Origin of the sequence: Lewinella sp. IMCC34183 (genome assembly GCF_003390915.1) — a bacterium.
In the GTDB taxonomy this organism is placed as follows: Bacteria; Bacteroidota; Bacteroidia; order Chitinophagales; family Saprospiraceae; genus Neolewinella.
Genome location: NZ_QMEM01000005.1, coordinates 1 through 23,276, shown reverse-complemented (window position 1 = coordinate 23,276; position 23,276 = coordinate 1). Strand labels below are relative to the sequence as shown.

The window sequence follows — 23,276 nt, the reverse complement described above, 5'->3', positions numbered from 1 at the left end:
CGCTTGTCGGGGTACTTCCGGTCCCTTCCCTTTTTCCCATCATTTAACGAACCGGTCCGTACTCCCCCCGCGGACTACATATATAAAGAAACCATGGCTAAGCCCACCCATCAGCAGCTCCTGGACGCCGGCGTACACTTCGGCCACCTGCGCCGGAAGTGGAACCCCAAGATGTCGCCCTACATCTTTACGGAAAAGAACGGCATTCACCTCATCGACCTTAATCGGACGCTCGAGAGCCTCGACCGCGTCGGAAACGCAATGCGGCAGATCGCCCGTGCCGGCAAGAAGATCCTCTTCGTGGCCACCAAGAAGCAGGCCCGCGACATCGTTACCGCCGCCGCTCAGGAAACGAACATGCCCTACGTCACCGACCGGTGGCAGGGAGGTATGCTCACCAACTTCAACACCATCCGTCGCTCCATCCGCAAGATGCAGAACATCGAGCGCATGCTCGCCGACGGTACCCTCGACAGCGTCACCAAGAAGGAGCGCCTGACCCTCACCCGGGAGCACGAGAAGATGAATAAAGTACTGGGTGGTATCGCTGACATGCAGCGGATCCCCAACGCCATCTTCGTCGTCGATATCGTACACGAGCACCTCGCCATCGCCGAAGCCAAGAAGCTGGGCATGCGCACCTTCGGTATCGTGGATACCAACGCCGACCCCACCAGCGTCGACTACGCTATCCCCGGCAACGACGACGCCAGCAAGGCCGTTGGCGTGATCATCGCCTACCTCGTCGAGTGCATCAAGGAGGGCCTGGCCCAGCGCGGCGAAGAGAAGGACGCCAAGGAAAGCAGCGGGGAGGAGACGGAAGCTGCCGCTACCGCCGAGTAAGCAGGAAGTAGCGGAGAGTGGGTAGCGTGTAGTACGCTATCCACTCTCCGCTATATACTACCCGCCACCACCTATCAAGAACCAATAAATATCTACAGACTATGGCTATTTCAGCCCAAGAAGTAAAGAAACTGCGGGACATGACCGGTTCCGGTATGATGGACTGCAAGAAGGCCCTGGCGGAAGCCGAGGGAGACTTCGACAAGGCCATTGAAATTCTGCGTAAGCGCGGCGAGAAGGTTGCGGCCAAGCGCGGCGACCGCGAAGCCAACGAGGGCGTGGTCATCGCCCAGGTGAACGACGCTAACGACTACGGAGTGATCGTTCGGCTCAGCAGCGAGACCGACTTCGTGGCCAAGAACGACGACTTCGTCGCCTTCGCCCAGAAGATCGCCGACCTCGCCCTGGCCCAAAAGCCCGCCGACGTGGACGCCCTCAACGGCCTCACCATGGAAGGTAGCCTGACCGTAGGCGACAAGGTCACCGAAATGGTCGGCAAAATCAACGAGAAGATCAGCGTCACCGCCTACGAGCAGCTCAGCGCCCCGCTGGTGGCTCCCTACATCCACAGCGGCTACCGTGCCGGTGTGCTGGTGGCCCTTACCAAGAACGACGAAAATGCCTTCGAGGCCGGCCGCGACGTTGCCATGCAGGTAGCCGCCATGAAGCCGATCGCCGTCAACAAGAAAGGCATAGACCAGGCTACCATCGACCAGGAGCTCGACATCGCCATGGACCTCGCCCGCCAGGAAGGCAAGCCCGAGGCCATGCTCGAAAAGATCGGTCAGGGCCGCCTGAACAAGTTCTTCAAGGAGAACACCCTGGAAAACCAGGCTTTCGTGAAGAGCGACAAGCAGACCGTAGCCCAGTACCTCGACAGCGTCGAGAAGGGACTGAAAGTCACCGACTTCAAGCACGTCGCCCTGGGCTAAACCGCCCCCCCGAATCATTAAATGGGTCATCTTCCTCCGGGAGGGTGACCCATTTTTCGGTTTGGGGCGTTCATAGCACCGAATAGACCATGTAAACCCATGACCGCTACGCTTCAATCCTTTGCCACTAACATCAACTGTGTCAGCTGCGTCCGCAGCGTGAGCTCCTTCCTCGACGACCTGGAGGGCGTGACCATCTGGCGCGTTGACGTGGAGGACGACCGGAAGGTGCTCACCGTCGAAGGCACGGCCTCCGAAGACGCGATCGTTCGCGTCGTCGAGGACGCCGGCTACGATATTCGGCCCCTCGACTAGGCGTGCTCCCGCCGAGCCCCCTCGAACCCCTCCTTCTGCCGGAAATTACGGCCCGCGGCCTGCGGTGCTTCGTCAAGCGCGACGATCGATACGCCTTCGAACCCGGGAGTCCGCTCCAGGGCAACAAGGTGCGTAAGCTTAGCCCCCTGCTACGGCGCAGCGATCTGGCCGGCCGTACGGTAGTGACCTTCGGTGGTGCCTACAGTAATCACGTGGCGGCCCTCGCTGCGGCCGGGGAGCGCTTCGGCTTCCGGACGAGCTTCCTCATCCGCGGCGAACCCGTACGCAATCCCGTACTCGACTTTGCCGCGGCGCGCGGCGGTGAGCTCCGCTTCCTGGACCGTACGACCTACCGCCTGCGGGACGATGCCGCTACCCTGCGCCAACTGGTGCCGGATCCGGATCATATCATCGTTCCTGAGGGCGGCACCTCCACCGCTTCCCTGCCCCTCACCGGAGAGCTGTTTCACGAAACCGTGCGCCAACTCGGATATGCCCCCGACTACTTTTGCCTCAGTGCCGGCACCGGAGGAACGGCCGCCGGGGTCGTTGCCGCGGCTGCGGGCACCACTACCCACGTGGAAGTATTCCCTGCCCTGCGCGGTGAGTGGATGGCGGAAACCATCCGGCGGCAGATGGGAAACGCCCGGGCGGAGTTCAGCGTGTTTTCCCGGTATGCCGGACGCGGCTATGCGAAGTTTCCCGCTCACTGGCAACTCCACCGGCCGGCGGGCGCGCTGGCCACGCGGGCCGATATCGGCGTGGCCGGCCTGCCGCCGCTGGAGCCGGTCTACACCGCCAAGCTGTTCACGGGAGTACTGGACCGCGTGAGCGCCGGGGCATACCCCTCGGGTGCCGTGATCGTAGTCGCCCACACCGGAGGCATTTACTGAATCAGCGGAAGAGCCCGTCGCGGCGGCCGCCCCCCCCTCATCGGTCCCGGGCTCGTTCAATACGCTGACCGGAAGCGGGCGTCAGCGGCACAGAGCCGGAAGGAGTATGCCGGGCAGCCCGGATTCGGTAGACAGTGGGGGATGGGTTCGTTGATGAATACCAGTATCACCTCACGCGGTCGAACATCCAGTTGGGCGACCCCCTGCAGTACGCGGCACAGTTGCTGGTATCTTCCCCGGACGACTGAGAGCAGGCTGACATTACGCATAGCTGGGCAATTAGCGAGGGGAGGGAGAAGACGTCATATCAAGGTCAACCGGCCGGATAAGTTCGGGCCGGTTCTGCTTAGTACTCGCGGTCGACCACGTAGTTCACCAACTGCTCCAGGCAGGCGCGGGCCTCGGAGGGGGGCAGTTCCCGTAGAAGCTCGAAGGCCTCGTCGCGGTAGCGGTACATCGCGGCCTCCGCGTACGCAATTCCCTCGCTTTCCCGGACGAAGCGAAGTACTTCCTGGACCCGCTCGGGTTCGTCGCTGTGCTTCTTGATGTTTCGAATCACCCGGCGACGTTCCGCCCGCGGGGCGCGGTTCAGCGCGTGGATCAGGGGCAGGGTCATCTTCTTCTCCTTGATATCGATGCCGCGGGGCTTGCCGACGTTGTCGAGGCCGAAGTCGAACAGATCGTCGCGGATCTGGAAGGCGATACCGATCTTTTCCCCGAAGGCGTGCATGCGGCTCACCGTGTCCTCATCCTCGGTGGCCGACGCCGCGCCGGCCGCGCAGGAGGCGGCGATCAGGCTGGCGGTCTTCTGCCGGATGACCTCGAAGTAGATGTCCTCGTCGATATCCAGGCGGCGGGCTTTCTCTATCTGCAGCAGTTCCCCCTCGGCGAGGGACTGGACCGCGTCGGAGCTGATCTCCAGCGTACGGTACTGACGGTTCTTAAGGGCGATGGATAGCCCCCGCGCGAGGAAGTAGTCGCCCACCAGCACCGCGATCTTGTTCTTCCACAGGGCGTTGATGCTGAAGAAGCCGCGGCGTTCGTAGCTTTCGTCGACCACGTCGTCGTGCACCAGGCTGGCCGTGTGCACCAGTTCGATGAGGCTGGCGGCGGTGTAGGTATCGTCGTTGATGCCGCCGCAGGCCTGCGCGCAGAAGAAGGTAAACATCGGCCGCATCTGCTTGCCCTTCCGCCGCACGATGTAGTAGGTAATGCGGTCCATCAGCGGTACCGGCGACCGCAGGGTCTCGCGGAACCTTCGTTCGAAGGTTTCCAGTTCGTGGGCGATGGGTCGCTTTATTTCGTCGAGGCCGGTGGCCATCAGGGGAGGGCGGCTGATTAGGGCAGCAAAGGTAGCCTATATAACCGGGCCGGATTGCCGCCGCGGGCCTCGGTACTGATGTACATCGTACCGTCGGGCGTAAAGGTGAGCCCCTCGGGTTGCCCGAAGAGGCTTTTTCGCAACTTGTGAAGCGACTTGAACTTACCCTCCGGCGTCAGGATCGCCAGCTGCTTCCCTACGCTACTGAGCAGGTAGATCTCCGAACGCTGCGGGTGGATGGCGATCGCGGAGGGCGAAAAGCTGTTCATGCGCGGGAAGGAGATCACGGGGTCCTCCTCCAGTCGCCGGCTGTTCAGATCGAAGGCGAAGACGTAGCGGTTCTCATTGTCCAGGCCGTTCCCCTTCGGGTCATCCTTGCAGGCCAGTAACAGGCGGTCATGTGGGGCGTCGTAAAACAGCCCCTCGACGTTGTTCCCTTCGGTGAGGAAGGTCTTGTACTCGGTCACGTCCTGGTCCTCCTGGCCCGGTTGCCGGATCTGAAAGAGGTGCCCGTCACTGCGAGCGACCCACACCTCATCGCCCACTACGTCGACGCCCTCGTAATCCCCGTCTTCCGCAAAGTCGTACAGTCCGATCAGGGAGCCGGTAGTGCGGTCGAGTACGAACAGGATACCGTCCTCGTCCTCAATGGCGTAGAGCTTGTCGCCGTCACTACCCAATCCGGAAATTTCCTCGAGTTGGTCCGGCAGGTCGGCTACCAACTCGGGGCCATTGACATCGTAGGGCAGCTGCCCCTCCGAGGTGGCGGGGCCGCAGGTGCAAAGAAGCAGGGAAAGCAGTAGGGGGATTTGGTTCAGTTGCATACGCCTGTACAAGGTACCGGGACACCCCGGGGTTGGGTAACGGGGCCCACCTTGACGTTTCCTTGACGGTTTGGAGGCACCCCGCCCCCGCGCAGCTGTCCCCCGTATGACGCAAGCCGTCCCCCCCGGCCGCCCTCCGCTAGCGTTCCTTGCGCTACTTTTGCCGGGACATGGAACCCATCACCGTAGCGGACGAACGCCTGTTATTGCACCCCGACCGCGCCGTGTTCTGGGAACGGAAAGCGACGCTGCTGCTCGCCGACCTGCACCTCGGCAAGGGCGCTCACTTCCGGCGCGCGGGCATTGCCGTGCCGTCACTGGTGTGCGACGTCAACTTTGCCCGCCTCCGCGGCCTGCTGGAGGAACTACGGCCCCGGCGGGTGCTCCTACTTGGCGACCTGTTCCACAGCGACCACAACCACGTGTGGCAGTCGTTTTGTGACTTCACCGCTGCCTATCCGGCGATCTCGTTCGAGTTGGTACCCGGCAATCACGACATACTGCCGGCGCATCATTACCGGGAGGCGCGGCTGATCCTTCACCCCGAGGTCATCACCGAGGACGGGTTCAGCTTCAGCCACCATCCGCTGTCGGAGACCGACCGTATCCCGGGGCGGTACAACCTGTGCGGACACGTGCATCCCTGCGTAAAGCTGCTCGACCGCAGCCGGCGCGGCATGAAGTTGCCCGCCTTCTACTTTGGTGCCGCCGAAGGAATCCTGCCGGCCTTCGGAGAATTTACCGGCTGTGCGCAGGTAGCGGTACGGCCCGGCGACCGGGTGTTCGTCCTGGCGGAGCAATCCGTGCTGGCCGTCGCCTGAAAACTTAGCGGAACCGCAGCGATAGCTGTCGCCCCTCCAGCGTAATGGGTGCCTTATCGAACAACAGGATGGTATAGGCCAGCCCCCGCCCTTCCCGGTACAGCGCGATGAGCTGGGCCTGCTCCTTGTCGCTGAAGCTACGTTTAGGCCGAAAAGTGTACATCCGCGCCCAATCGGCCCCGTAGAGGATCAGCTCCTCCTCCCCGAAGCTGTGTACGGCCGTGACGGCGTCCTCGTCGTTGCTGCCCAGGTTCATGGCCAGCGTGGTCGCGGCCAGGTGGGGCATCTGGTAGTAGGTGTCCCCTTCGTGCTCGGGCAGGAGGTGGAAGCGCAGTTCCAGTTTCTCGCTGCGGGAGGTCATGGCGAAGTGGTCCTCCAGCCAGCGGTTGTCCTGCCGCAGCGTCCGCTCGCGAAAGTCGCTGTCGAGGGGGGCGTTGAACCGGATGTCCATACCGTCTAGGCGCGCCTGGAAGTCGGCCGGCAGGTCCAGTTGGGCCATCAGGGGGGTGGAAAGCAGGAAAAGGAGGGGGAACAGCAGCTTCATGGCCGTTTAGCATTTCGGGTCGGTCGATACAAGGTACTGATTACCCGATTACTAGGACCGCCCGGCGCCGAATCCCGTCACCGAGGCGACGATCCCACCACTCACTCCCGCCATTCCGCCAGTTGGTCCGGCACCGGTACCACCGTAGCCCGGTGGCGGTCCGCCAGTGCGGTGAGCGCGCGTACGATGTCGGGGTGGGTGGCGGCCACGTCAGTGGTTTCTCCGGGGTCCCGGCCCAGGTGGTACAGCAGCGGCGGATCGTGAACCTCCCGCGCCCCGAACTGCCCGTAATTCCCCTGGGTCACGAAGTGTGCCTTCCAGGGGCCTTGCCGCACCGCGTACACCGTCGTATCGCGGTAGTAGATCATCTCCTGCCGGGGACTTTCCGCCCCCTCCAGGAGGGTGGCCGACAGGTCGACGCCGTCGATCAGGCGGTCATCGGGTACCGCCACGCCGGCCAGGGCCGACAGGGTAGGCAGCAGATCGAGGGTCGTGCCGACGCCCCGGACGGTCGCCGGGGAGATGTGCCCGGGCCACCAGAAGATCGCCGGCACGCGGTGGCCGCCCTCCCAGGTGGTGCCCTTGCCCGCGTAGAAGGGGCCGGGGCTGCCGCCGTCGAGCCCGTAGGAACGCCACGGACCGTTGTCGGAGGTGAAGATGACCAGGGTGTTCTCCGCCAGGCCGCGCTCGCGCAGCAAGTCCAGAATGCGGCCCACGCCGTCGTCGATCTCCTCCACTACGTCGCCGTACAGTCCCCGGTCGCTGCGGCCCAGGAAGTCCGCGGAGGCAAAGAGCGGTACGTGCGGCAGGTTGTGGGCCAGGTATACGAAGAAGGGACCGTCTTTCTGCTCACGGATAAAGTCCAGCGCCTCCTCGGTATAGCGCCGCGTGATGGTCCGCTGGTCGGCGGGGCGCTCCACGACCGTAGTGTCGCGCAGCAGGGGCACGTTGAAGTTTCCGGGGCGGATGGAGTCGTGGGGTTGCCGCCAGAAATCGCCGTAGGAGAGTTCCGATTGCAGGTCCATGTCGTTGGAGTACGGAATGCCGAAGTACCGGTCGAAGCCGTGGCGGGTAGGCAGGTATTGCGGCAGGTGGCCGAGGTGCCACTTGCCGATCGCTGCCGTAGCGTAGCCGGCCGATCGCAGTTGCTCGGCCACGGTGATCTCACTGGCCGGCAAGCCCCCCGTGCTGTAGGGAAACAGCACGCCGTGGACGCCGCTCGTCATGCCGCTGCGGATCGGATAGCGGCCGGTAAGCAAGGCCGCCCGGCTAGGGGTACATACGTTGGCGGCCACGTAGTAGCTCGTCCACCGCTGCCCCTCGCGCGCCATGCTGTCAAGCCGGGGCGTACGAATGGTCGGATGACCGTAGCTGCCCAGGTCCCCGTATCCGAGGTCGTCGGCAAAGATTACGATAACGTTTGGCGGTGCGGCGGACTGACCCGGAAGGGCACCGGTCAGCACGAGGCACAGGAGAGAAAAGAAATTACGCATGATCCTGCTTTGCCCGAGAAGCTACGGCCCACCCGGGACATGCGCTACCGATGGCCGTCGCCGAACTACAGGGCGCCCCGCAGCCGCTCCACCAGCAAGTTGGTGATTCTCCGGTTGATTTCCCCCTCGTGGTCCAGGTAGAACGTCAATTCCGTGGCGTCGAAGTGACCGATCGTCATGCCGAAGAGCAGTCCGCGCAGGCGGTTGTCGCGGGTGACGAGCTCCTTTACCTTGGCGAAGCGCTGGTCGGCAGCTACCTGCTCCATCCGCACCTTGCGCTTGCGCAGGTAGTGTTGCAGGACCTTCACGAGGCCGTCGTGCTGCTGCTTCAGGATGGGGCGCAGGGTCTGGTTCTGGAAGGCCTCTTCCGGGGAGTCGGTGGGTTGGGTATCGATCGTGGGGCGCATGGTCGGTAGGGTAGGGGGCGGAACGTGTCCGCCCCCGAAATGTACAACACCGCGGCGCAGTACCGCAGACGTCGCTCAGCCATAGACTTCGTGGAGCAGGGAGCGCAGCGGACGCGACCGGCGACCGAGGACCTTCTCCAAATCGGTAGTGCTGCCGGAGAATTCCCCGTCGGCAATTCCGGTCGCGAATACGTCCGTCATCCAGATAGCACCGTCGGGGACGCCGTGCCCCCGCAGGGTTTCCCGGAATTCCTCGCGGGAGGGGGAAACGTAGTCGAGCTCCCGGCCCAGGACCCCGGAAAGCTGCTCCGTCAGCTCGCCGAAGGTGACGTTCTCGCTGCCGTTGAATTCCAGGATCCGGTTGCGGTAGGGGGCGGGGTCGGCCAGTATGGTGGCCGCCGCTTCCGCCAGGTCGTCCCGGGGCACCAGGGCCACCCGGCCCGCCCCCGCCGGCAGGTACACGGTATCGGTATTCAGCAGTTGCTCGGGGGCGCCCATGAAGAATGGCAGCAGGTCGGCGTAGAGGTTGTGCCGCAGGATGGTGTAGGTGAGGCCGGACTCCCGGATCCACTCCTCCGTCTGCCGGTGGGCTTCGATGACCGGGTGCAGGACCGTCTCCGGCCCCTCCGTCTTGCGCACGCTGCTGGTGTAGAGGATGTGCTCCACCCCGGCGGCCCGTGCGGCGGCCACGACGTTCTCGTGCTGCGGCAGGCGGTGCTCGATGTCGCTCGACGACACGAAGTAAAGGACCGCGATTCCTGCGAAGGCCTTCTCCAGGGCGGCCCGGTCCGCGTAGTCGGCAATGCGGACGTCTAGTTGCTGCTCGCGGAAGCCCTCGGTCGTATCGCCCTCGGGGTGACGCGTCAGGACGGCCAGCGAGTCGGTAACGTTCCGCGCTTGAAGTGCTTCCAGGACGCCGCGTCCGAGTTGTCCGGTAACTCCGGTGATCAGTGTCTCACGCATGGTTATTTACTTTTAGTTGTTTTAAGTTTGTTACTTACTTTTGGTAAGTCAAAGGTAGGGGGCTGCTGCGCCGCGAACAAGAGCGCACGCCCGTCTCCGCGACGCACCCCGGGGTAAGTACTATTGATAACCAGTCACTTATGGAAGAAAAAAAGTCCATCGATTTTACCGATGCCGAACAGTGCCCGGTGCGCAACGTGCTGGACCGCTTCGGCGATAAGTGGTCTACCCTCATCCTGCTGCTGCTGGGTACGGAGGGCACCTTGCGGTTCGGGGAGATTCACCGGGCCATCGGCAGTATTTCGCAGAAGATGCTTACCGTGAGCCTCAAGAAGCTGGAGGCCGACGGGCTCGTCCACCGGAAGGTGTACCCCGAAGTCCCCCCGCGGGTGGAGTACCGGCTTACCGACCGCGCCGAAAGCCTGCTCCCCCTGCTCCAGCAACTGGTGGAATGGGCCAAGGAGCACATGGACGCCATCCGCACCGACCGCCAGACCGCCGGCGGGCACTGACCGGGCTACCGCCGCCACTCCAGCCGCACGCGATTGATCAACGTGGTGGAACCGCCGTTGTATTCGATGCCAAATCCGCCGGCCGGGCCGGCATGTATGGGTACGCTGAGGTCCAGGTCCGGGACGACCTCCGCCGGGTAAGCACGGGCATCGTACTCCGCCGTGGTGCCGGATCGGGCCTGCAGTACGCCGTCGCGCACGGATAGCTCCAGGGTGGTGGTCGGCCGGAATCCGCTGATGAACACGCGCTCGGTCAGGGCCTCCACCGCCCCGTCCGCGTACCGGATCAGGTAGGCCTCCACCGCGTTACCGTAGGTAGTGCCCCGGGTCAGCCGCAGCCCGTAACCGCTTTTGCTGCCGGCGTCGTACTTCACCAGGATGTCCATGTAGAGGGGGGCTACGCTGAAGCCCTGACCGGCCGTCTTGAAGGGGGTGACGGTGACCTGCGCGGCCATATCCCCGAATCCCTCACCGACCGGCGTATAGGCCAGCGAGCCGGTGCGGCCCCGCTGTAGCAGGCCGGTCATGCCCTCCGAGCCCGCACTACCGGGGCCGTACATCCAGGTATCTCCCGGTGGGGGTGGTTCTTTCATGTCGGGAACGGTCAGGGGGCGAAAGGTCCAGAAGCCGGGCAGCACGCGAGGCTGGTCTCCCACGGCCTCTTGGCTGAAGTCGGTCGCGATGACCGCGTCCGGGGCCGGTACCTCCCCGGCGCTCAGCGGCCGCTCCAGTACCGCGGCACGCGGGGCCCCGGGGTCGCTGCGCAGGTGGCGGGGGGCTACCTCGGCCATCAGGTGCCAGCCGGCGTCGGCGGCGGTGAGGCGGTACCTGCGCAGCGGCGCATCGTCACGCGTGACGGCCACGCGTATGGGGTCGGTGCAGGCGGCGTCCGCGCAGCGGTACCAACTGATGTCGGAGACGTCGGCGTAGGGCAGTTGCCCCAGGGTGTAGCTTACCCGGAACGCATCGGGACCAGCCCGTTCCAGCCTGGGTGGGTGCACGAAGGCCGGGGCCGGCAACCGCGCCGGGCGCACGGTCAGGGCGCTGGCGGCCCGCAGTCCGGCCGGCGTACTTGCCGTCAGTATTACCTGGCGGGCCGTATCCTGCCGGTTGGTGGGAATCACCCGGCAGGAAATTCCATCGGGGCCCGGTCGGAGCATAACCCAATCCGCGTCCGCGGTATCCACGGACCACCGCACCTGCGTACCCGCCGCCGGCACGTTGCCGAAACGAAGGCTGGTGGCCGTCACGGTGAGGGAGTCGGTCCCGGTCTCCAGGGCCGCCGTGCGGGGCGACAGGTTGAGCTGTACGGGGAGGCCCGTCAGTGGCCGGCCCAGCTCGCGTTCCGCGCGGCGTACCCGCGCACCGAGGTGTAAAGGATCCCAGCCGTCGTCCCCGGCCAGCAGGTTGTAGACGTTGTAGACCGTATCGCCGTCGTGTACGAAGCGGTAGGCGTCCAAGACCGGCGCGCCGGCGAGGGGTACGGTATGCGGCGAGCCCGCTCCTCCGATGGGCAGGGGGGCACGGTTGAGCGTTACCGCGTACTGGTAGTTCCGGGTGGTGGGCGCGGGGTGGTCGCTCCAGTCCGCGCCGGTCATCGCGTCCGAAGCAAAGCGGGTACCGACCACCGCCAGCTGCCCACCGGCCTTCGTAAAGTACTGCATCCCGCGGGTGTGCACGGTGACATCGCAGTCGAGCAGTACCGCACCGGTGCCGGTGGTGTGGTACCAGGGTTTGGAACTGAAGAAGGTCAGCGTACTGTTCAGGTACACCGCCGAGCCGGACAGGGCATCGTCGGTCGATTCGAAGTGGCAGCTGTCGAAGAGCGTCCGCCGGCCACCGACGAAGGGGCAGAGGTTCAGCCGGCTGATGAAGCGCACATTGCGGGCGAATATCTTGTCACCGTCGCAGTGGATCAGCTGCGCCTGCACGATAGCGTCTCCCCGCCGGGGCCGGCCGAGGGCGGGGGCCAGGGGGTAGTCGAGGTCGACGTTGCAGTAGTTGCCGAAGGTGAGGTTCTCGGCGGCGGTGCCGTCGCCCGAAAAGCGAAACATCGTGAAGTTGCCCTTCGCGCCCATCGTCTGCCCGCGGTTGCTGGCCAGGACCACGTTCTCCGGATGGCGGTTCAGCCCCACGAAGCGCAGCCAGGGACAGGCGATCTCCATTCCGTAGGGTACGGGGCGGCCCGGCTTCGGGACCCGTACCGCAGGGTCGTCGGGGTCGTCGATCCAGTACACGTAGGGCGCGAGGTAGACGGTCATCGGTTCCTCCTCGCTACCGGCATTCAGCTCCCGCGCCGCCGCCTGTACGGAGTGAAACACGTAGGGGTAAGCGGCGGCCTCGGCCGCGCTCAGTTGCCCGTCGACGTAGAAGGTCCGCGGTCCAGGGCGTATGGTATCCCCCCGGTACACCAGGTAGCTCCCCCGGAAATCGACCGGATCCCGGGGGTCCAGCGGCTGGTAGTCCTGGGCGCCCGCCGCGGTAGCGAGCAGCAGCAATAGCGTAAGGGGGTAGAACATGGGCGGAAATAGCGTGACCGTAGCCCTCCTAAGGTAAGCTGCCGCTGGCAGACCGGCCCACGGAGGTCCCTGCGCCTACCCGGCGACGAGCGCGTCCGCCAGGGCCGAGAGGTCCGGAACGGTCATGCCGGGTGCGTCGGCCAGGGGGTAGGTCGCCTGTCCGGACCGCGCCACGAAGGCCGTCTGCATGCCCGCCCAGCCGGCTCCGGCCACGTCCCAGCCGTGGGCGGCGACGAGGAGGCAATCGCCGGGCGCGTGTCCGACGCGGCTGGCGGCCCAGGCGTAGGTCTCATGGTGGGGCTTGAACTTGCGCACCGCGTCGACGCTGAGCAGGTCCTCAAAGAAGTCGTCGAGGCCGGCGTGCCCCATCTGGTTGGCGAGCGCCTCCGGGTCGGAATTGGTGAGGGTGAAGAGGCGATAGCCCGCCTTCTTCAGCCGCCGCAGGGCGTCGGGCACTTCGGGGTGGGGCGGCAGGGCCCGCAGGGCCCGTACGGCGGCGCGGGCGTCGGCCTCCGAGAGGTTAAGGTCGTTCTTTTTGGCGACCAGTTGCAGGGCCGCCGCGGCGATCTTTCCGAAGGGCTGGTAATTCTTCCCCACGGTAGCCACCAGGGAATACTGCAGCAGCGTGGCGAACCACAGCGGTACCAGTTCCTGGCGGCCCCCGAGGGCGGTGGTGACGCTGTCCTTGACGGGTTGCAGGTCGAGCAGGGTCTCGTTGACGTCAAAGAAAATAACGGGGAGGGTAGGGGTGGACATGACGACTGATTACGGAGTGAGCGACCCCAGTGCCGCGGGCGGCGGCGCGCGGGTGCAACGCGTCAGAGGAGCTTCTCGATGGCGGGCGCGATCTGCTCCGGTGCCGTCGTGGGCGCGAACCGCTCGACGGGGGTACCGTCGCGGTCGATCAGGAATTTGGTGAAGTTCCATTTGATGGCGTCGGTGAGGAAGCCGCCGGTGGCTTTCTTGAGGTAGCGAAACAGGGGGTGGGCTTCGCTCCCGTTCACCTTGACCTTCGAAAACATGGGGAAGCTGACGCCGTAGTTCACCTGGCAAAACTCACTGATTTCCTCCTCGCCGCCGGACTCCTGGTTGCCGAACTGATTGCAGGGGAAACCGAGTACCACGAGGCCCCGCTCGTGAAACTGCTGGTAGAGCGACTCCAGTCCCTCGTACTGGGGCGTGAGGCCGCACTGGCTGGCGGTGTTGACGACCAGTACGACCTTGCCCTGGTAGTCGTTCATGGAGACTTGGTGTCCCTTGATGTCGTCGGCGGTGAAGGTGTGGAACGTGGGGGTGGTGGACATGGTGGGGGGGGGGTAGCGCTGCCGGAGGCAGCATTGTACTGCGCTGCCGGAGGCAGCATTGTGCTTTCGCTGCCGGAGGCAGCGTTGTACTGGGCTGCCGGAGGCAGCGTTGTACTGGGCTTCCGGAGGCAGCGTCGTACGGGGGTTACTCGGCGACCGACTCGTAGTTTGAGGCGTAGGTGGCGAAGTTATCGAGGATGGCCTGCCAGTGTTTCTTCTGCTCTTCCGCCGGCTGCTTATCGCCGGGCTCAAACTGGACGGAGACATCCGTTTTTTCGCCTTGCTCGGTAAAGTCAACGGTCACCTTGCGGCCGTTGTCGAGGGTGTAGGCGATGTGGTTGGGTTCCTCGATCTCGTCGTAGGTGCCCTCCAGTTCGACTTCCAGGTTGCCCTGCTTTTCGGCCATGGTGATCTTGAACTTGCCCCCGACGGTCAGGTCGTTGGCGGCGGCGGGACAGTGCCAGCCCTCGGAGGGGAAGTTCCAGTTGATGACGTGCTCGGCCTCGGTGTAGAGGTGCCAGGCTTCGGAGCGGGGGGCGTCGACGGTGGTCTTGACGGTAATGGGGTTGGCGGGCATGGTGTGATCGTTTAATGGTGTAACCGGCCCCGCACCGCCTGGTTCAGCCAACACCCTGCACCCGCGGCCGCGCCGCGAATTAATCGGTAGGCTAGGAAATCAGCTTGGTCTCCCGGCGCAGGTGCTGGTAGTTGATCAGGACCACGGACAGGATGATGATGCCCACGCCGATCCACTGGATGGCACGGACCTGCTCGTCCAGCAGTACGTTGGCGGAGAGGATGGATACGGGGATCTCCACCGCCGCCAGGATACTCCCGATGCCCACCCCGACGACGGGGAAGCCGCGGCTGAAGAGCACGGGAGGCAGGATGGTGCCGAAGACCGCCAGGAAGAGGCCGTACAGCAGCAGGGGGACGTCGTCCAGGTGAAAGTGGCGGACGATCTGGACGTTCCAGAAGAGCAGGATGGTGACGAAGCCCCCCAGTACGAGGTACTTGCTGCGCACCACGTCGGGCAGCTCGACCGCCACCTTGTTCGAGGCCAGCAGGGTAACGGTATAGGCCATACTGGCGAGCAGACCGTAGGCTACCCCCAGCGGGTCGAGGGCGTCCAGGTTGTCGAAAATGTTGACCGCCAGGGCCGTGCCGACCAGCACGACGAGGCTGCCGACCGTCTTGAGGCGTTCGGGGCGGGAACGCGTCAGGATCATCTCGAGCACGGTGCCCATCCAGATGGTCTGCATCAGCAGGATGATGGCGATGGAAACGGGAACGTAGCGGAGCGACAGGTAATAAAAGCAGCTGGTGAAGCCGAGGGAGGTGCCGTAGAGCAGCAAGGTGCGGCGGGCGTGGGGATCCGCCGTGGGGGTGGGGGAGGGACGGCGATCACCGAAGCGTACGGCGAGGCTGAGCGCGGCCGCGCCGAAGAGGAACTGGAAAAAGGTGAGGACGGCGGTGTGGTGGCCCTGGAGGTTGGCGAGCTTCACCCCCGTCGCGAGTACCCCGTAGCTGGCCGCGCCGGCGATGATACACAGTACGCCGCGCAGGTGGGTCATGGGTAGGGGATTGCTCTGCCGTGCGAACGCCTCGGCTCCGGTACTAGTTTCCCGCCCCCGGAATCGGGACCGGCCGTTTCGCGGGGTCGGTAACTTTGTGGCGAGCTATCGGTTAGGTATAGTAGGTGAGCTTTGGTAACCTACGTATCGGGTTGTCAACCGGGTCGATATTGACCTCCATCGCCGCAAAATTACCAGTATGGCAATTAGTTTTAGCAAGAAAGAAAAAGACAAGAAGCGCCGCAAGAAAAACCGGGACAAGCAACTGCGCCGCGAACAGAAGAAACTGAGCAACAGCAAGCCGCCCGAGTTCATGTTCGTCGACGAGAACGGCAACCTGACCACCGAGCGCCCCGACGAGAGCCAGAAGGCCGAAGTCGCCATCGAGGACATCGACGTGAGCACTCCGAAGGGCGAAAAGCCGGCCGGCTCCCGCTTCGAGAAGACGGGCTTCGTCAAGTTCCTGAACCTCGACAAGGGCTACGGCTTCATCACCGACAACAACAGCCAGATCAGCTATTTCGTCCACATTGACGAGCTGGGAACCTCCGCGCGCGAAGGCAGCAAGGTGACCTTCGAGGCCGGGAAGGGGCCCAAGGGACCCGTGGCCATGTCCGTGCGCGTCCACTAGTCCGGATACGCGGATGTGCGCTGCCGCCGCGGCCCGCACCGCCCAAGCCATAAAACAGAAAGGCCCGTCAGTGATACTGACGGGCCTTTGCTTTTTAGGGGCGCTGCGCTTACTCCGCGATGGAGACGTTGATAGCGCTGAGTCCTTTTTTGGTTTCCTCGACGTCGTAGGTGACTTTGTCGCCCTCTTCGAGGTCGGCGCCGTTGAGGCCGCTGGCGTGGACGAAGATGTCCTTACCACCGTCTTCGGGGGCGATGAAGCCAAAGCCTTTGCTCTGGTTGAAGAATTTTACGGTTCCGTTGCTCATGGTAGAGTCTGCTTGGTATTAATCGGCGAGGTAATAGCGTACTAACTCTACCGGCCGCAAAGGTACGCCCCCCACGGGTGGCAAACCGTTTTATTTCCTAGGTGAAGCTCCGGGACGGACGGACCGCGGCCCGAAGTCAGCTTGGCACCCGCGTCCGCGCGCGCCAGCCTCCCCCTTTATTTTTGTCATGGTGCGCGTCGGGGGGGGGCAGCCAGTGCTATTTGATGTGTTCGGCGCAGTTGTACAGCGCGCATTCCCGCCTGCCCTCCCGGAAGATAAGTCTGGTAATGGACGTGTTCCGCAGCCCCCCCACGGTATGGATGTCCGGAAGCAGGTGGCGCAGGGTCAGGCCGAGCAGGGCACCGTGGCTGACCACCAGCACCTTGGCACCCCCGTGGCGATCGAGCACGTCGGAGAGGAAGGAACGCCCGCGCTCCACGATCGCTTCCCTGCTTTCCACCCCCAGGGACAGCGATTTCCAGTCCTTGCCCCACCGCTGCACCCGTTCCGCAGGGGTCGTCCCCTCACAGTCGCCGCAGGACATCTCGATCAGCCGCCCGTCCGTCCTGACGCTCAGGCCCAGCACCGCGGCGATGATCTCCGCCGTCTCCCGGGCCCGGCTCAGCCCGCTGGAGTACAGGTAGTCCCAGCGTTCTCCCCGCAGCCGCTCCGCGAGGGCCTGCGCCTGCAGCCTGCCCGTGGCATTGAGGGGGATGTCGGTGTGCCCCTGAGCGCGTTGCTCCAGGTTCCAGTCGGTGCTGCCGTGTCTGATGAAGGTGATTTCCGTCATGCCGTCGTGTTCGGGGTCGTTTGCCGCAGGCCAAAAGATAGTAGGTGCTGCGTTCGTACGTTCAAGCCCTCCGGCTTTTCAGGCAGGGTAGGGCGCGGACGCAGGTGCAGGGAATTGCCAGGATCGAAGTGTTGTCCGGATAGTACATCGTGTTGCCGTTGCTGGCCTCGGGGGTGGGACTTGCTGTACCGCGCCCCGGGCCTCGCAGATCTTGCCGTCCCGGTCAACCCGGAAGAAAGTCACGGTTACGTATTCCAACTCGCCCGGCCGGGTCTGCTGGGTGTGCAGGACCACCAGATCGTGCTCGGCAATGCAGCGGAGGAAGGTGATGATCCTGTCGGAATACCTTCCGGCATGCGCTCGAAGTAGGCCGGTAAAGCCTTCCGGTCCGTCCTGTACCGCCGGGCATCAGGCCACCGCGTGCGCTTTCATTTGGGAAGTATCCGTGGTGGGGGCTTGATTTAGGTGAGGGATAGGGTACAGGCACTGATCCCTCGTTCAATGTATACCATTGGCTGGCTAGCGCAGCACTTACGTTGGGCAAAAGAGAAAACAAGCCTAGTGCCCGATCAGCCGCTGCCCGACGCCGGGTGGGTGGGAATGCCTGATGTAGTATTGCGTGAGCTTTCCTTCGGTTTCCAGGAGGTACTGGTATTCTCCCGTATATCCCGTCGAAGACCACTTTCCCGTATCGTAGCGTCGGATCAGCCGGATCTTCTCGCTCCCCCGGTGTTGCGCGTATACGGCGAGCTTGCTCCGGCTTCCTATTTTTTGGTTCGCGGTGATCACCAATCTGTCTCCTGCCCCAACCAGGCAGATATGCGAACCCTTTATATCGCTGCGAATAGCCGCGGCTATGCCCCGCCGCAGGTCAAAACGGTACAGGCTAACGACCGAATTGACGGTATGCGCCTGGTGCGCCGCGACGTACACCTTCCCCCCGTGCACGACCGACTTGGTGATCACCACATTCCTGGTCCAGTCGAACGAGTGGGGGTAGCTGATCAGCAATTTGAAGGATTCGCGGACGAGGTCGTACGCGACAATATGAAGGCGCTCCGGGTCAGCGACCGTCAAATAGACGGTGCTGCCCTCCGCCACCACGGAGCTTACGGATTTCGTGGGTGCGATACCGAGGTCCTCGGGCAAGGTAGTGGACCTCAAGCTGCCGTCGAGCGGGTTGAGCAAGGACAAATGGATTCTGGAAGAAGCGCTTGCGGCGTCCCGGCTGGTAATTGCCGTGTAAGCCACCAGGATGCGCGTTTTATCGAGCAGCAGAGCTACCGGATAGTCGGCAAAGGACCGGCCGGCATCTTCGTGAAGTAACCTGGGTGGCGACCAGTCCTTCCCGGCCGAGCCGGCCGACCGGACGAACAGATCCGACCTGAACTCCGGTGGCTCGTAGACCGCATCTCCGTCCTTTCCCGTCAAGCGACGAATTTTCATTCCGAACAGGTAAAAACGGTCGTCGTGGCTGTTGTACACCAGACTGGGGTCTCCGTATTCCACGTCCTCAGCGGTACTGCTTTCGCCCGTTTGGTAAATCGGCTCCCAGGATCCGTCCTTATGGGAAGCGCCGTAGACCGAGATCTGCCCCCTGGGTAATCCCGCGACCACGCGGCGTTCCAGTACGGCCAACAGCACATTCCCATCTCTACCCACGGTACCACTTACTTCTACGGCGTCGCTACGGATGATGGGGGCCCCGGACTGACCGTGTAGCGAAGCGGAAGATGCCAGTAGGGATAGTAGGATCGTGCGTATAGTCATAGACACGGCCTTGAAGAACGGGCTTATACTGCACAACTGCGCGCTAGCGGGCAGGATAAAAGCGCCATTCGCCCGCTCCAGCGTTTAGCCGGCCGGTCACCCGCTTACCGAACCCCCTCCCACCAGCGCGTGAATGGCTGCACGCCATCGTCCAGGTACACCACTTCTCCGATCATCGGCGTGACGAGCCGGAAATTATGGTCCGCATTCAGTTCGGTGATCCGGCGCAGGGGCTCGTCCCACCCGTGGGCGGCGAGCGGAAACTTGGAGGAGTGGACCGGCAGGACGCTCGTTGCCCCCAGGTCCTGCGCGGCCTGCAGGACATCTTCGGGCAGGTTATGCACCTCCCGCCACGCGGTGTCGTACTGCCCGTTGTCCAGGATGGCGAGGTCGATCGGTCCGTACTTGGCGCCGATCTCCGCGTAGTGGCGGTCGTAGCCGCTGTCGCCGCCCAGGTAGACGGTGCGCGACGGCGTCTGCACTACGTAGCTCGCCCAGAGGGTATTGGCGGAGGAGATGCCCCGCCCCGAGAAGTGCCGCGCCGGCTCCACGTAGACGGTAAAGCCGGTATCCACCGTGAGCGATTCGTACCAGTCCCGCTCCACGATCTTTTCCGGGGGGTAGCCCCAGCGCGCGAAGTGGCTGCCCACGCCGAGCCCGCAGATGACCTGGCCGACCTTGTCCCGCAGCGCGACGATGGTCTCGTAGTCGAGGTGATCGTAGTGGTCGTGGCTGATGAAGAGGTAGTCGATGGCGGGCAGGTCGGCGACGGAGTACACGTCCGTGCCGGGGAAGGCCTTCAGGGTGCCGGGCAGCGGCGACGCCTGTCCGCTGAATACCGGGTCGACCAGGATGCGCTTTCCCGCCAGCTGGAGGAAATAGGACGAATGCCCGAACCAGACGAGCTGGTCCCGGTCCGCGGGCAGCTGCTGCAGGTCCGTCTTCAGGGAAGGCAGCGTATCCACGGGGTGGTGCCGCGGAATCGGTTTGACGTAGTTGCGGTACAGCACGTCGAGCCAGCCGTGCCCCTCGGAGAGCAGGGGCGTCTCCGTCAGGTTGCGAAACTTGCCGTCGCGGTAGTGCGGCGACCGCCGGATGCGCTCCAGCCGTTCCCCGCTCGGGCTGGCCCCCAGCTTCTCCTGCCGCAGGAACAGGACTCCGGCCAGCGCCAGGCCCGCAAAAAGTATGATCGCTATACCCATGACCCGCTTCAGTAATTTCATTGTCCGACGTGGCCAATAGGACACCTGAGCGGGTGGGGAGTTGACGTCCGCCGGCGGGATCGTGCTCCGGTCAGTTACGCACCTTCACCACCCGTTCCGCAGCCAGCACCTGTCCACCGACCCGCCACAGGAGCAGGTACACACCGGGCGGAACCGTGGGCAGCTGCAGGTCGACGAGCTTACCGGCTTCGGGTGCATACTGCTGCGACCAAACTTGTTGTCCCAGCTGGTTGATCAGCTGCAGTTCGCCGGCGCGGCGGATTTCGGGAAGTTCCACTTTCGCCCAGCCCACCAGCGGGTTGGGGTACACGCGCATGCCGACCATGCGCTGTGGATCGTGGGTGGAGACGATCGGGGCCGATACCTTCCCGCAGCTCCCCGGCGCGTCGGCCAAAGCGATCCGGGGGACGCTGATCTCGGAGATGGCCCCGGCATCGGCAATGGCGATCGGGCTGACGGAGGGGGCGGTCAGGGTTGGAGTCTGGGCCGCTCCGATCGCCGACAGTGCCACGAGTACCGATAAGGCCGTAAGGCGAAGGATCGTGTTGATCAGGGGGCTCATCTTGGCGTCGCGAAGTTGTACTTCATGGAGTATTCCGTCTGGCCGCCGGATGGGTCCTGGAGGTAGTACGTGACCTCAACTTCCTCGGCAACCAGACCGATCACCTCCTCGATGGCCGTACCGTCTTCGGCGCCGGTTTCCCACTTGGTGATTTTGACGTCCCTCAGTTCGTAGACGATCAGGTTGACGGTGCCTTCGGTGGTCCGGTACGCGGTGAAGGTTATCTCATCGAAGCGCCTGTGTCTGGCCACCGCGTCGAAGAGGAAGGGGGTAGCCCGGTCCGTGAACTTGCCCAGCAGAAAGCATCCCTGGGTGACGGAAGGGCGGGACGAACCCCCGTCGTCGTCGGAGGAGACGCCGTAGGAGAAACTGCTGATGGTGATTTGGTCCTCGAAGCCCAGGCGGGTTTCCTCTCCGGGTATGTCCGGAATCTCCAGGGCGTAACCCAGCTGGGCGGTTAGCATAGAGGGCAGGATCAGCACCAGTAGGCAGACCAGCAGGTGGGGGTAGGGGAGTGTAATCATAGGAGCGTGTGTTTGTGCCCCTTTATACCGGCGAAACCTCAGTTGTCACCCGATGCCTGCCCTTTTAATGCGTCCGCCCCGCCAGACGGTCCACGGCAGCGGTCCGAAGCAGTGGATGCCAGTATCCCGGGCCACTCCGGCTTCCTCGCACCTGCGCCCGGCGCCCCTATTCTTCCTCCGCGAGGCCAAAGTCGAGGCTGGTATCCGGCGGGGAGCCGATGAGGCTGCGGAAGCTGTTGTCGATGCGGTGGCAGGTGATCGCCGCGGGTTGGGTGGTGATCTCGAAGTGGAAGGTGTTGCCGGCTACGGTGTAGAGGCCCTCCACCGGGCCCTCCGGGGAGGGGATGCTGAAGCGGCCGGCCCGCCCGTCGCGGGAGAAGGAGCCGCCTTTCACCTGTACGGCCTGGGTGAAGCGGTCCAGGAGCTCGTCGAGGTCCTGGTGGAAGGTGATGGGGAATTCGCAGGCGGCCATAGGGATACAGTTTCGGGGATTCAGAGCTGCAAGTCGCCGCGGGCCCGGATGTTCACGGCGACGGGCTCGTCGCGCCGGCTCCGGGTACCCCAGGCGGCGGCGGAGCGCGGGTGCAGGGGGCGCCGGCAATGCCCGGGCCGCGTGCACGGCGTACGGCGTCGGTCAGCGCGCGATCGACTCCTTGTCCAGTTTGCCCACCGAATTGGCGACGACCATGGCTACGGTGGAGTCGCCCGTGATGTTGGCGATGGTGCGGCACATGTCCAGGGGGCGGTCGACGGCAAAGATCAGGGCGATGCCCTCCACGGGGATGCCCGCCTGCCCGAGGACGATGACCAGCGTGATGATGCCGGCACTGGGCACGGCCGCCGCGCCGATCGACGCCATACTGGCCGTAACGACGATGCCGAGCTGGGTGGTCAGGTCGAGATCCAGCCCGAAGACCTCCGCGATGAAGACCGCCGCGACCGCCTGGTGCAGACTCGTGCCGTCCATATTCACGGTGGCGCCGATGGGCAACACGAAACTGGCGATCTCCTCCGATACGCCCAGGTGGCCCGTGGTGCGCTCCAGGGTAACCGGCAGGGTAGCGGCGCTGGAGCTCGTGCTGAAGGCCAGCAACTGCGCCGGGGCGATGCCGCGAAAGAAGGCCCCGTATCCGACGCCGGTGAACAGGCGGACGAGGAGGGGGTAAAACCCAAGCACCAGCACGGCCAGTCCCAGCAGCACGCAGACGCTGTACGTCAGCAGCGCCGCGAAGAGGTCGGCGGTCGGGGCCTCGACCACCAGGGCCGCCAGCAGCGCGAAGACGGCGTAGGGAGCGGTGGCCATGATCAGGTCGATCAGCTTCAGGACGACGTCGTTCACCCCGTCGAAGAAGGCCTTCACCGGCCGCGCCTTGTCGGGCGGGATGAGGATGAGCCCGACCCCGAAGAAGACGACGAAGAAGATCACCTGCAGCATGTTGCCGTTGGCGGCGGCCGCGCCGACGATGTTGTCCGGCACCATGTCCACGAAGAACTGCAGCGGCCCCTGCTCCGCCTGGGAGGTAGCGATCTCGATGCGTTGGTTGGCGTCCGTGGCGTAGGCGGCCAGCAGGTTTTCCCGCGTTTCCGGGAGGACGACCTGGCCCGGGTTCACCAGGTTGACGATGCCCAGGCCGACGGTCACCGCGGTTACGGTCGTGAACAGGAACATCGCCAGGGTACGTCCGCCGATGCGGGAGAGCTGGGAGATGTCCTGCAGGTCGCTGATGCCCTTGATGAGCGAGGCCACGATGAGCGGGATGGCGATGAGCTTCAGCGCATTGATGAAGATGATGCCGAAGGGCTTGATCCAGTCGACGACGAAGTCCGTCGCCCCCGCCGCGCTGGCGGCGAAACCGAAGGCCACGCCCAGTACCATGCCGATGATGATCTTCCAGTGGAGCGCCAGCTGCCTCATGTGCCTTGGATTATAGGGCTAAAGCTACATTTCCGGTTGGGTACACGGACGGGAATCTTGGTGCTCTTACCTCCCATTGCCGGATCGACCGCCGCTTAGCCGAGAAGCTAACGCTACCGCCGTCTACCTATAGCAGTAGTGGCAGTTGCTTTAGTAGTGACCTGTAGACTTCCCTTCCCCCGCGTCCATGAATGAGTAGAAAATTACCCGTAATTTTCTCAAACCCGTTCAATTTGTACGCTATGCGTCAGAGCAAATTTTCCACCCAGCAGCGCCTCGGCATCATTGC

26 protein-coding genes and 1 pseudogene are annotated in these 23,276 nt (G+C 64.0%); 7 read left to right on the top strand and 20 right to left on the bottom strand.

Features of this window, described 5'->3' with window-relative positions; genetic code table 11:
• Positions 1-93 precede the first annotated feature (93 nt).
• The 4 genes from rpsB to DQG19_RS11870 all read left to right on the top strand — a co-directional run bounded on the left by rpsB (position 94) and on the right by DQG19_RS11870 (position 2,983).
• Entirely contained in the window at positions 94-843 is a 750-nt protein-coding gene (rpsB, locus tag DQG19_RS11885) for a 30S ribosomal protein S2 (protein WP_116126492.1), read from the top strand.
• 101 nt (positions 844-944) lie between these two features.
• A complete protein-coding gene (gene tsf / locus DQG19_RS11880) occupies positions 945-1,775 on the top strand; it encodes a translation elongation factor Ts (RefSeq protein ID WP_116126491.1) in 831 nt (276 codons plus the stop codon).
• Positions 1,776-1,874: 99 nt separating this feature from the next.
• Positions 1,875-2,090: a heavy-metal-associated domain-containing protein gene (locus DQG19_RS11875; RefSeq protein WP_116126490.1), complete on the top strand. Its 216-nt coding sequence runs from the start codon at positions 1,875-1,877 to the stop codon at positions 2,088-2,090.
• Between the two features lie 2 nt (positions 2,091-2,092).
• Positions 2,093-2,983, top strand: a complete 891-nt coding sequence (locus DQG19_RS11870) for a pyridoxal-phosphate dependent enzyme (RefSeq protein ID WP_116126489.1) — start codon at positions 2,093-2,095, stop codon at positions 2,981-2,983.
• Between the two features lie 346 nt (positions 2,984-3,329).
• Here the strand turns inward: DQG19_RS11870 and DQG19_RS11865 are convergent, their stop codons facing one another.
• Together DQG19_RS11865 and DQG19_RS11860 are read right to left on the bottom strand one after the other, a co-directional pair.
• Complete coding sequence (locus tag DQG19_RS11865) at positions 3,330-4,304, bottom strand: polyprenyl synthetase family protein (RefSeq protein ID WP_116126488.1); 975 nt, start codon at positions 4,302-4,304, stop codon at positions 3,330-3,332.
• A gap of 17 nt (positions 4,305-4,321) precedes the next feature.
• A complete protein-coding gene (locus DQG19_RS11860; RefSeq protein WP_116126487.1) occupies positions 4,322-5,128 on the bottom strand; it encodes an SdiA-regulated domain-containing protein in 807 nt (268 codons plus the stop codon).
• Positions 5,129-5,298: 170 nt separating this feature from the next.
• Here DQG19_RS11860 and pdeM point away from each other — a divergent pair, with 170 nt between their 5' ends.
• On the top strand, positions 5,299-5,949 hold the full coding sequence (gene pdeM, locus DQG19_RS11855) for a ligase-associated DNA damage response endonuclease PdeM (protein ID WP_116126486.1): 651 nt from the start codon (positions 5,299-5,301) through the stop codon (positions 5,947-5,949).
• Between the two features lie 4 nt (positions 5,950-5,953).
• On the opposite strand, the gene DQG19_RS11850 is transcribed toward pdeM, so the two are convergent.
• The 4 genes from DQG19_RS11850 to DQG19_RS11835 all read right to left on the bottom strand — a co-directional run bounded on the left by DQG19_RS11850 (position 5,954) and on the right by DQG19_RS11835 (position 9,356).
• Positions 5,954-6,493 carry a hypothetical protein gene (locus DQG19_RS11850; protein ID WP_116126485.1) on the bottom strand — a complete coding sequence of 180 codons (540 nt, stop codon included), beginning with the start codon at positions 6,491-6,493 and terminating at the stop codon, positions 5,954-5,956.
• Positions 6,494-6,594: 101 nt separating this feature from the next.
• Positions 6,595-7,986 (bottom strand): sulfatase, encoded by a 1,392-nt coding sequence (locus DQG19_RS11845; protein WP_116126484.1) that lies wholly within the window; start codon positions 7,984-7,986, stop codon positions 6,595-6,597.
• Positions 7,987-8,051: 65 nt separating this feature from the next.
• A complete protein-coding gene (locus DQG19_RS11840; RefSeq protein ID WP_116126483.1) occupies positions 8,052-8,393 on the bottom strand; it encodes a hypothetical protein in 342 nt (113 codons plus the stop codon).
• Between the two features lie 75 nt (positions 8,394-8,468).
• Positions 8,469-9,356 carry an NmrA family NAD(P)-binding protein gene (locus DQG19_RS11835; RefSeq protein ID WP_116126482.1) on the bottom strand — a complete coding sequence of 296 codons (888 nt, stop codon included), beginning with the start codon at positions 9,354-9,356 and terminating at the stop codon, positions 8,469-8,471.
• A gap of 140 nt (positions 9,357-9,496) precedes the next feature.
• On the opposite strand from DQG19_RS11835, the gene DQG19_RS11830 reads away from it, so the two are divergent.
• The gene (locus DQG19_RS11830) at positions 9,497-9,868 is read left to right on the top strand and encodes a winged helix-turn-helix transcriptional regulator (RefSeq protein ID WP_116126481.1); all 372 of its coding nucleotides are present in this window, start codon (positions 9,497-9,499) and stop codon (positions 9,866-9,868) included.
• Positions 9,869-9,873: 5 nt separating this feature from the next.
• On the opposite strand, the gene DQG19_RS11825 is transcribed toward DQG19_RS11830, so the two are convergent.
• The 5 genes from DQG19_RS11825 to DQG19_RS11805 all read right to left on the bottom strand — a co-directional run bounded on the left by DQG19_RS11825 (position 9,874) and on the right by DQG19_RS11805 (position 15,265).
• The gene (locus DQG19_RS11825) at positions 9,874-12,387 is read right to left on the bottom strand and encodes a hypothetical protein (protein WP_116126480.1); all 2,514 of its coding nucleotides are present in this window, start codon (positions 12,385-12,387) and stop codon (positions 9,874-9,876) included.
• Positions 12,388-12,462: 75 nt separating this feature from the next.
• Positions 12,463-13,143, bottom strand: a complete 681-nt coding sequence (locus DQG19_RS11820) for a haloacid dehalogenase type II (protein ID WP_116126479.1) — start codon at positions 13,141-13,143, stop codon at positions 12,463-12,465.
• A 62-nt stretch (positions 13,144-13,205) separates the two neighbouring features.
• Positions 13,206-13,691: a glutathione peroxidase gene (locus DQG19_RS11815; RefSeq protein WP_116126478.1), complete on the bottom strand. Its 486-nt coding sequence runs from the start codon at positions 13,689-13,691 to the stop codon at positions 13,206-13,208.
• 145 nt (positions 13,692-13,836) lie between these two features.
• Positions 13,837-14,268, bottom strand: a complete 432-nt coding sequence (locus DQG19_RS11810) for an SRPBCC domain-containing protein (protein WP_116126477.1) — start codon at positions 14,266-14,268, stop codon at positions 13,837-13,839.
• A 91-nt stretch (positions 14,269-14,359) separates the two neighbouring features.
• Positions 14,360-15,265 carry an EamA family transporter gene (locus tag DQG19_RS11805; RefSeq protein WP_116126476.1) on the bottom strand — a complete coding sequence of 302 codons (906 nt, stop codon included), beginning with the start codon at positions 15,263-15,265 and terminating at the stop codon, positions 14,360-14,362.
• 199 nt (positions 15,266-15,464) lie between these two features.
• On the opposite strand from DQG19_RS11805, the gene DQG19_RS11800 reads away from it, so the two are divergent.
• Positions 15,465-15,896 carry a cold-shock protein gene (locus tag DQG19_RS11800; protein WP_116126475.1) on the top strand — a complete coding sequence of 144 codons (432 nt, stop codon included), beginning with the start codon at positions 15,465-15,467 and terminating at the stop codon, positions 15,894-15,896.
• Between the two features lie 109 nt (positions 15,897-16,005).
• On the opposite strand, the gene DQG19_RS11795 is transcribed toward DQG19_RS11800, so the two are convergent.
• The 9 genes and pseudogenes from DQG19_RS11795 to DQG19_RS11755 all read right to left on the bottom strand — a co-directional run bounded on the left by DQG19_RS11795 (position 16,006) and on the right by DQG19_RS11755 (position 22,987).
• On the bottom strand, positions 16,006-16,203 hold the full coding sequence (locus DQG19_RS11795; RefSeq protein WP_116126474.1) for a cold-shock protein: 198 nt from the start codon (positions 16,201-16,203) through the stop codon (positions 16,006-16,008).
• A gap of 217 nt (positions 16,204-16,420) precedes the next feature.
• On the bottom strand, positions 16,421-16,993 hold the full coding sequence (locus tag DQG19_RS11790) for a histidine phosphatase family protein (protein ID WP_116126473.1): 573 nt from the start codon (positions 16,991-16,993) through the stop codon (positions 16,421-16,423).
• A 78-nt stretch (positions 16,994-17,071) separates the two neighbouring features.
• Positions 17,072-17,377, bottom strand: a pseudogene (locus tag DQG19_RS21645) (hypothetical protein); the annotation flags it as partial.
• Between the two features lie 174 nt (positions 17,378-17,551).
• Complete coding sequence (locus DQG19_RS11780; protein ID WP_157974474.1) at positions 17,552-18,763, bottom strand: hypothetical protein; 1,212 nt, start codon at positions 18,761-18,763, stop codon at positions 17,552-17,554.
• Between the two features lie 104 nt (positions 18,764-18,867).
• Complete coding sequence (locus tag DQG19_RS11775; RefSeq protein WP_198661731.1) at positions 18,868-19,986, bottom strand: MBL fold metallo-hydrolase; 1,119 nt, start codon at positions 19,984-19,986, stop codon at positions 18,868-18,870.
• Positions 19,987-20,056: 70 nt separating this feature from the next.
• A complete protein-coding gene (locus DQG19_RS11770; RefSeq protein ID WP_116126469.1) occupies positions 20,057-20,548 on the bottom strand; it encodes a T9SS type A sorting domain-containing protein in 492 nt (163 codons plus the stop codon).
• Positions 20,545-21,072 carry a type VI secretion system tube protein Hcp gene (locus tag DQG19_RS11765; RefSeq protein ID WP_116126468.1) on the bottom strand — a complete coding sequence of 176 codons (528 nt, stop codon included), beginning with the start codon at positions 21,070-21,072 and terminating at the stop codon, positions 20,545-20,547. The genes DQG19_RS11770 and DQG19_RS11765 overlap by 4 nt, the downstream gene beginning before the upstream one ends.
• 166 nt (positions 21,073-21,238) lie before the next feature.
• Entirely contained in the window at positions 21,239-21,544 is a 306-nt protein-coding gene (locus DQG19_RS11760) for a hypothetical protein (protein ID WP_116126467.1), read from the bottom strand.
• A gap of 162 nt (positions 21,545-21,706) precedes the next feature.
• On the bottom strand, positions 21,707-22,987 hold the full coding sequence (locus tag DQG19_RS11755; RefSeq protein ID WP_116126466.1) for a dicarboxylate/amino acid:cation symporter: 1,281 nt from the start codon (positions 22,985-22,987) through the stop codon (positions 21,707-21,709).
• Between the last annotated feature and the right edge of the window lie 289 nt (positions 22,988-23,276).

Coding starts and splice junctions, on each gene's coding strand:
- DQG19_RS11830 (WP_116126481.1), top strand. CDS start 9,497: ATGGAAGAAAAAAAGTCCATCGATTTTACCGATGCCGAACAGTGCCCG.
- DQG19_RS11810 (WP_116126477.1), bottom strand. CDS start 14,268: ATGCCCGCCAACCCCATTACCGTCAAGACCACCGTCGACGCCCCCCGC.
- DQG19_RS11800 (WP_116126475.1), top strand. CDS start 15,465: ATGGCAATTAGTTTTAGCAAGAAAGAAAAAGACAAGAAGCGCCGCAAG.
- DQG19_RS11790 (WP_116126473.1), bottom strand. CDS start 16,993: ATGACGGAAATCACCTTCATCAGACACGGCAGCACCGACTGGAACCTG.
- DQG19_RS11875 (WP_116126490.1), top strand. CDS start 1,875: ATGACCGCTACGCTTCAATCCTTTGCCACTAACATCAACTGTGTCAGC.
- tsf (WP_116126491.1), top strand. CDS start 945: ATGGCTATTTCAGCCCAAGAAGTAAAGAAACTGCGGGACATGACCGGT.
- DQG19_RS11825 (WP_116126480.1), bottom strand. CDS start 12,387: ATGTTCTACCCCCTTACGCTATTGCTGCTGCTCGCTACCGCGGCGGGC.
- DQG19_RS11820 (WP_116126479.1), bottom strand. CDS start 13,143: ATGTCCACCCCTACCCTCCCCGTTATTTTCTTTGACGTCAACGAGACC.
- DQG19_RS11835 (WP_116126482.1), bottom strand. CDS start 9,356: ATGCGTGAGACACTGATCACCGGAGTTACCGGACAACTCGGACGCGGC.
- DQG19_RS11770 (WP_116126469.1), bottom strand. CDS start 20,548: ATGAGCCCCCTGATCAACACGATCCTTCGCCTTACGGCCTTATCGGTA.
- DQG19_RS11845 (WP_116126484.1), bottom strand. CDS start 7,986: ATGCGTAATTTCTTTTCTCTCCTGTGCCTCGTGCTGACCGGTGCCCTT.
- DQG19_RS11760 (WP_116126467.1), bottom strand. CDS start 21,544: ATGGCCGCCTGCGAATTCCCCATCACCTTCCACCAGGACCTCGACGAG.
- DQG19_RS11765 (WP_116126468.1), bottom strand. CDS start 21,072: ATGATTACACTCCCCTACCCCCACCTGCTGGTCTGCCTACTGGTGCTG.
- DQG19_RS11775 (WP_198661731.1), bottom strand. CDS start 19,986: ATGAAATTACTGAAGCGGGTCATGGGTATAGCGATCATACTTTTTGCG.
- DQG19_RS11755 (WP_116126466.1), bottom strand. CDS start 22,987: ATGAGGCAGCTGGCGCTCCACTGGAAGATCATCATCGGCATGGTACTG.
- DQG19_RS11865 (WP_116126488.1), bottom strand. CDS start 4,304: ATGGCCACCGGCCTCGACGAAATAAAGCGACCCATCGCCCACGAACTG.
- DQG19_RS11795 (WP_116126474.1), bottom strand. CDS start 16,203: ATGAGCAACGGAACCGTAAAATTCTTCAACCAGAGCAAAGGCTTTGGC.
- DQG19_RS11780 (WP_157974474.1), bottom strand. CDS start 18,763: ATGACTATACGCACGATCCTACTATCCCTACTGGCATCTTCCGCTTCG.
- rpsB (WP_116126492.1), top strand. CDS start 94: ATGGCTAAGCCCACCCATCAGCAGCTCCTGGACGCCGGCGTACACTTC.
- DQG19_RS11840 (WP_116126483.1), bottom strand. CDS start 8,393: ATGCGCCCCACGATCGATACCCAACCCACCGACTCCCCGGAAGAGGCC.
- DQG19_RS11805 (WP_116126476.1), bottom strand. CDS start 15,265: ATGACCCACCTGCGCGGCGTACTGTGTATCATCGCCGGCGCGGCCAGC.
- DQG19_RS11850 (WP_116126485.1), bottom strand. CDS start 6,493: ATGAAGCTGCTGTTCCCCCTCCTTTTCCTGCTTTCCACCCCCCTGATG.
- DQG19_RS11860 (WP_116126487.1), bottom strand. CDS start 5,128: ATGCAACTGAACCAAATCCCCCTACTGCTTTCCCTGCTTCTTTGCACC.
- pdeM (WP_116126486.1), top strand. CDS start 5,299: ATGGAACCCATCACCGTAGCGGACGAACGCCTGTTATTGCACCCCGAC.
- DQG19_RS11815 (WP_116126478.1), bottom strand. CDS start 13,691: ATGTCCACCACCCCCACGTTCCACACCTTCACCGCCGACGACATCAAG.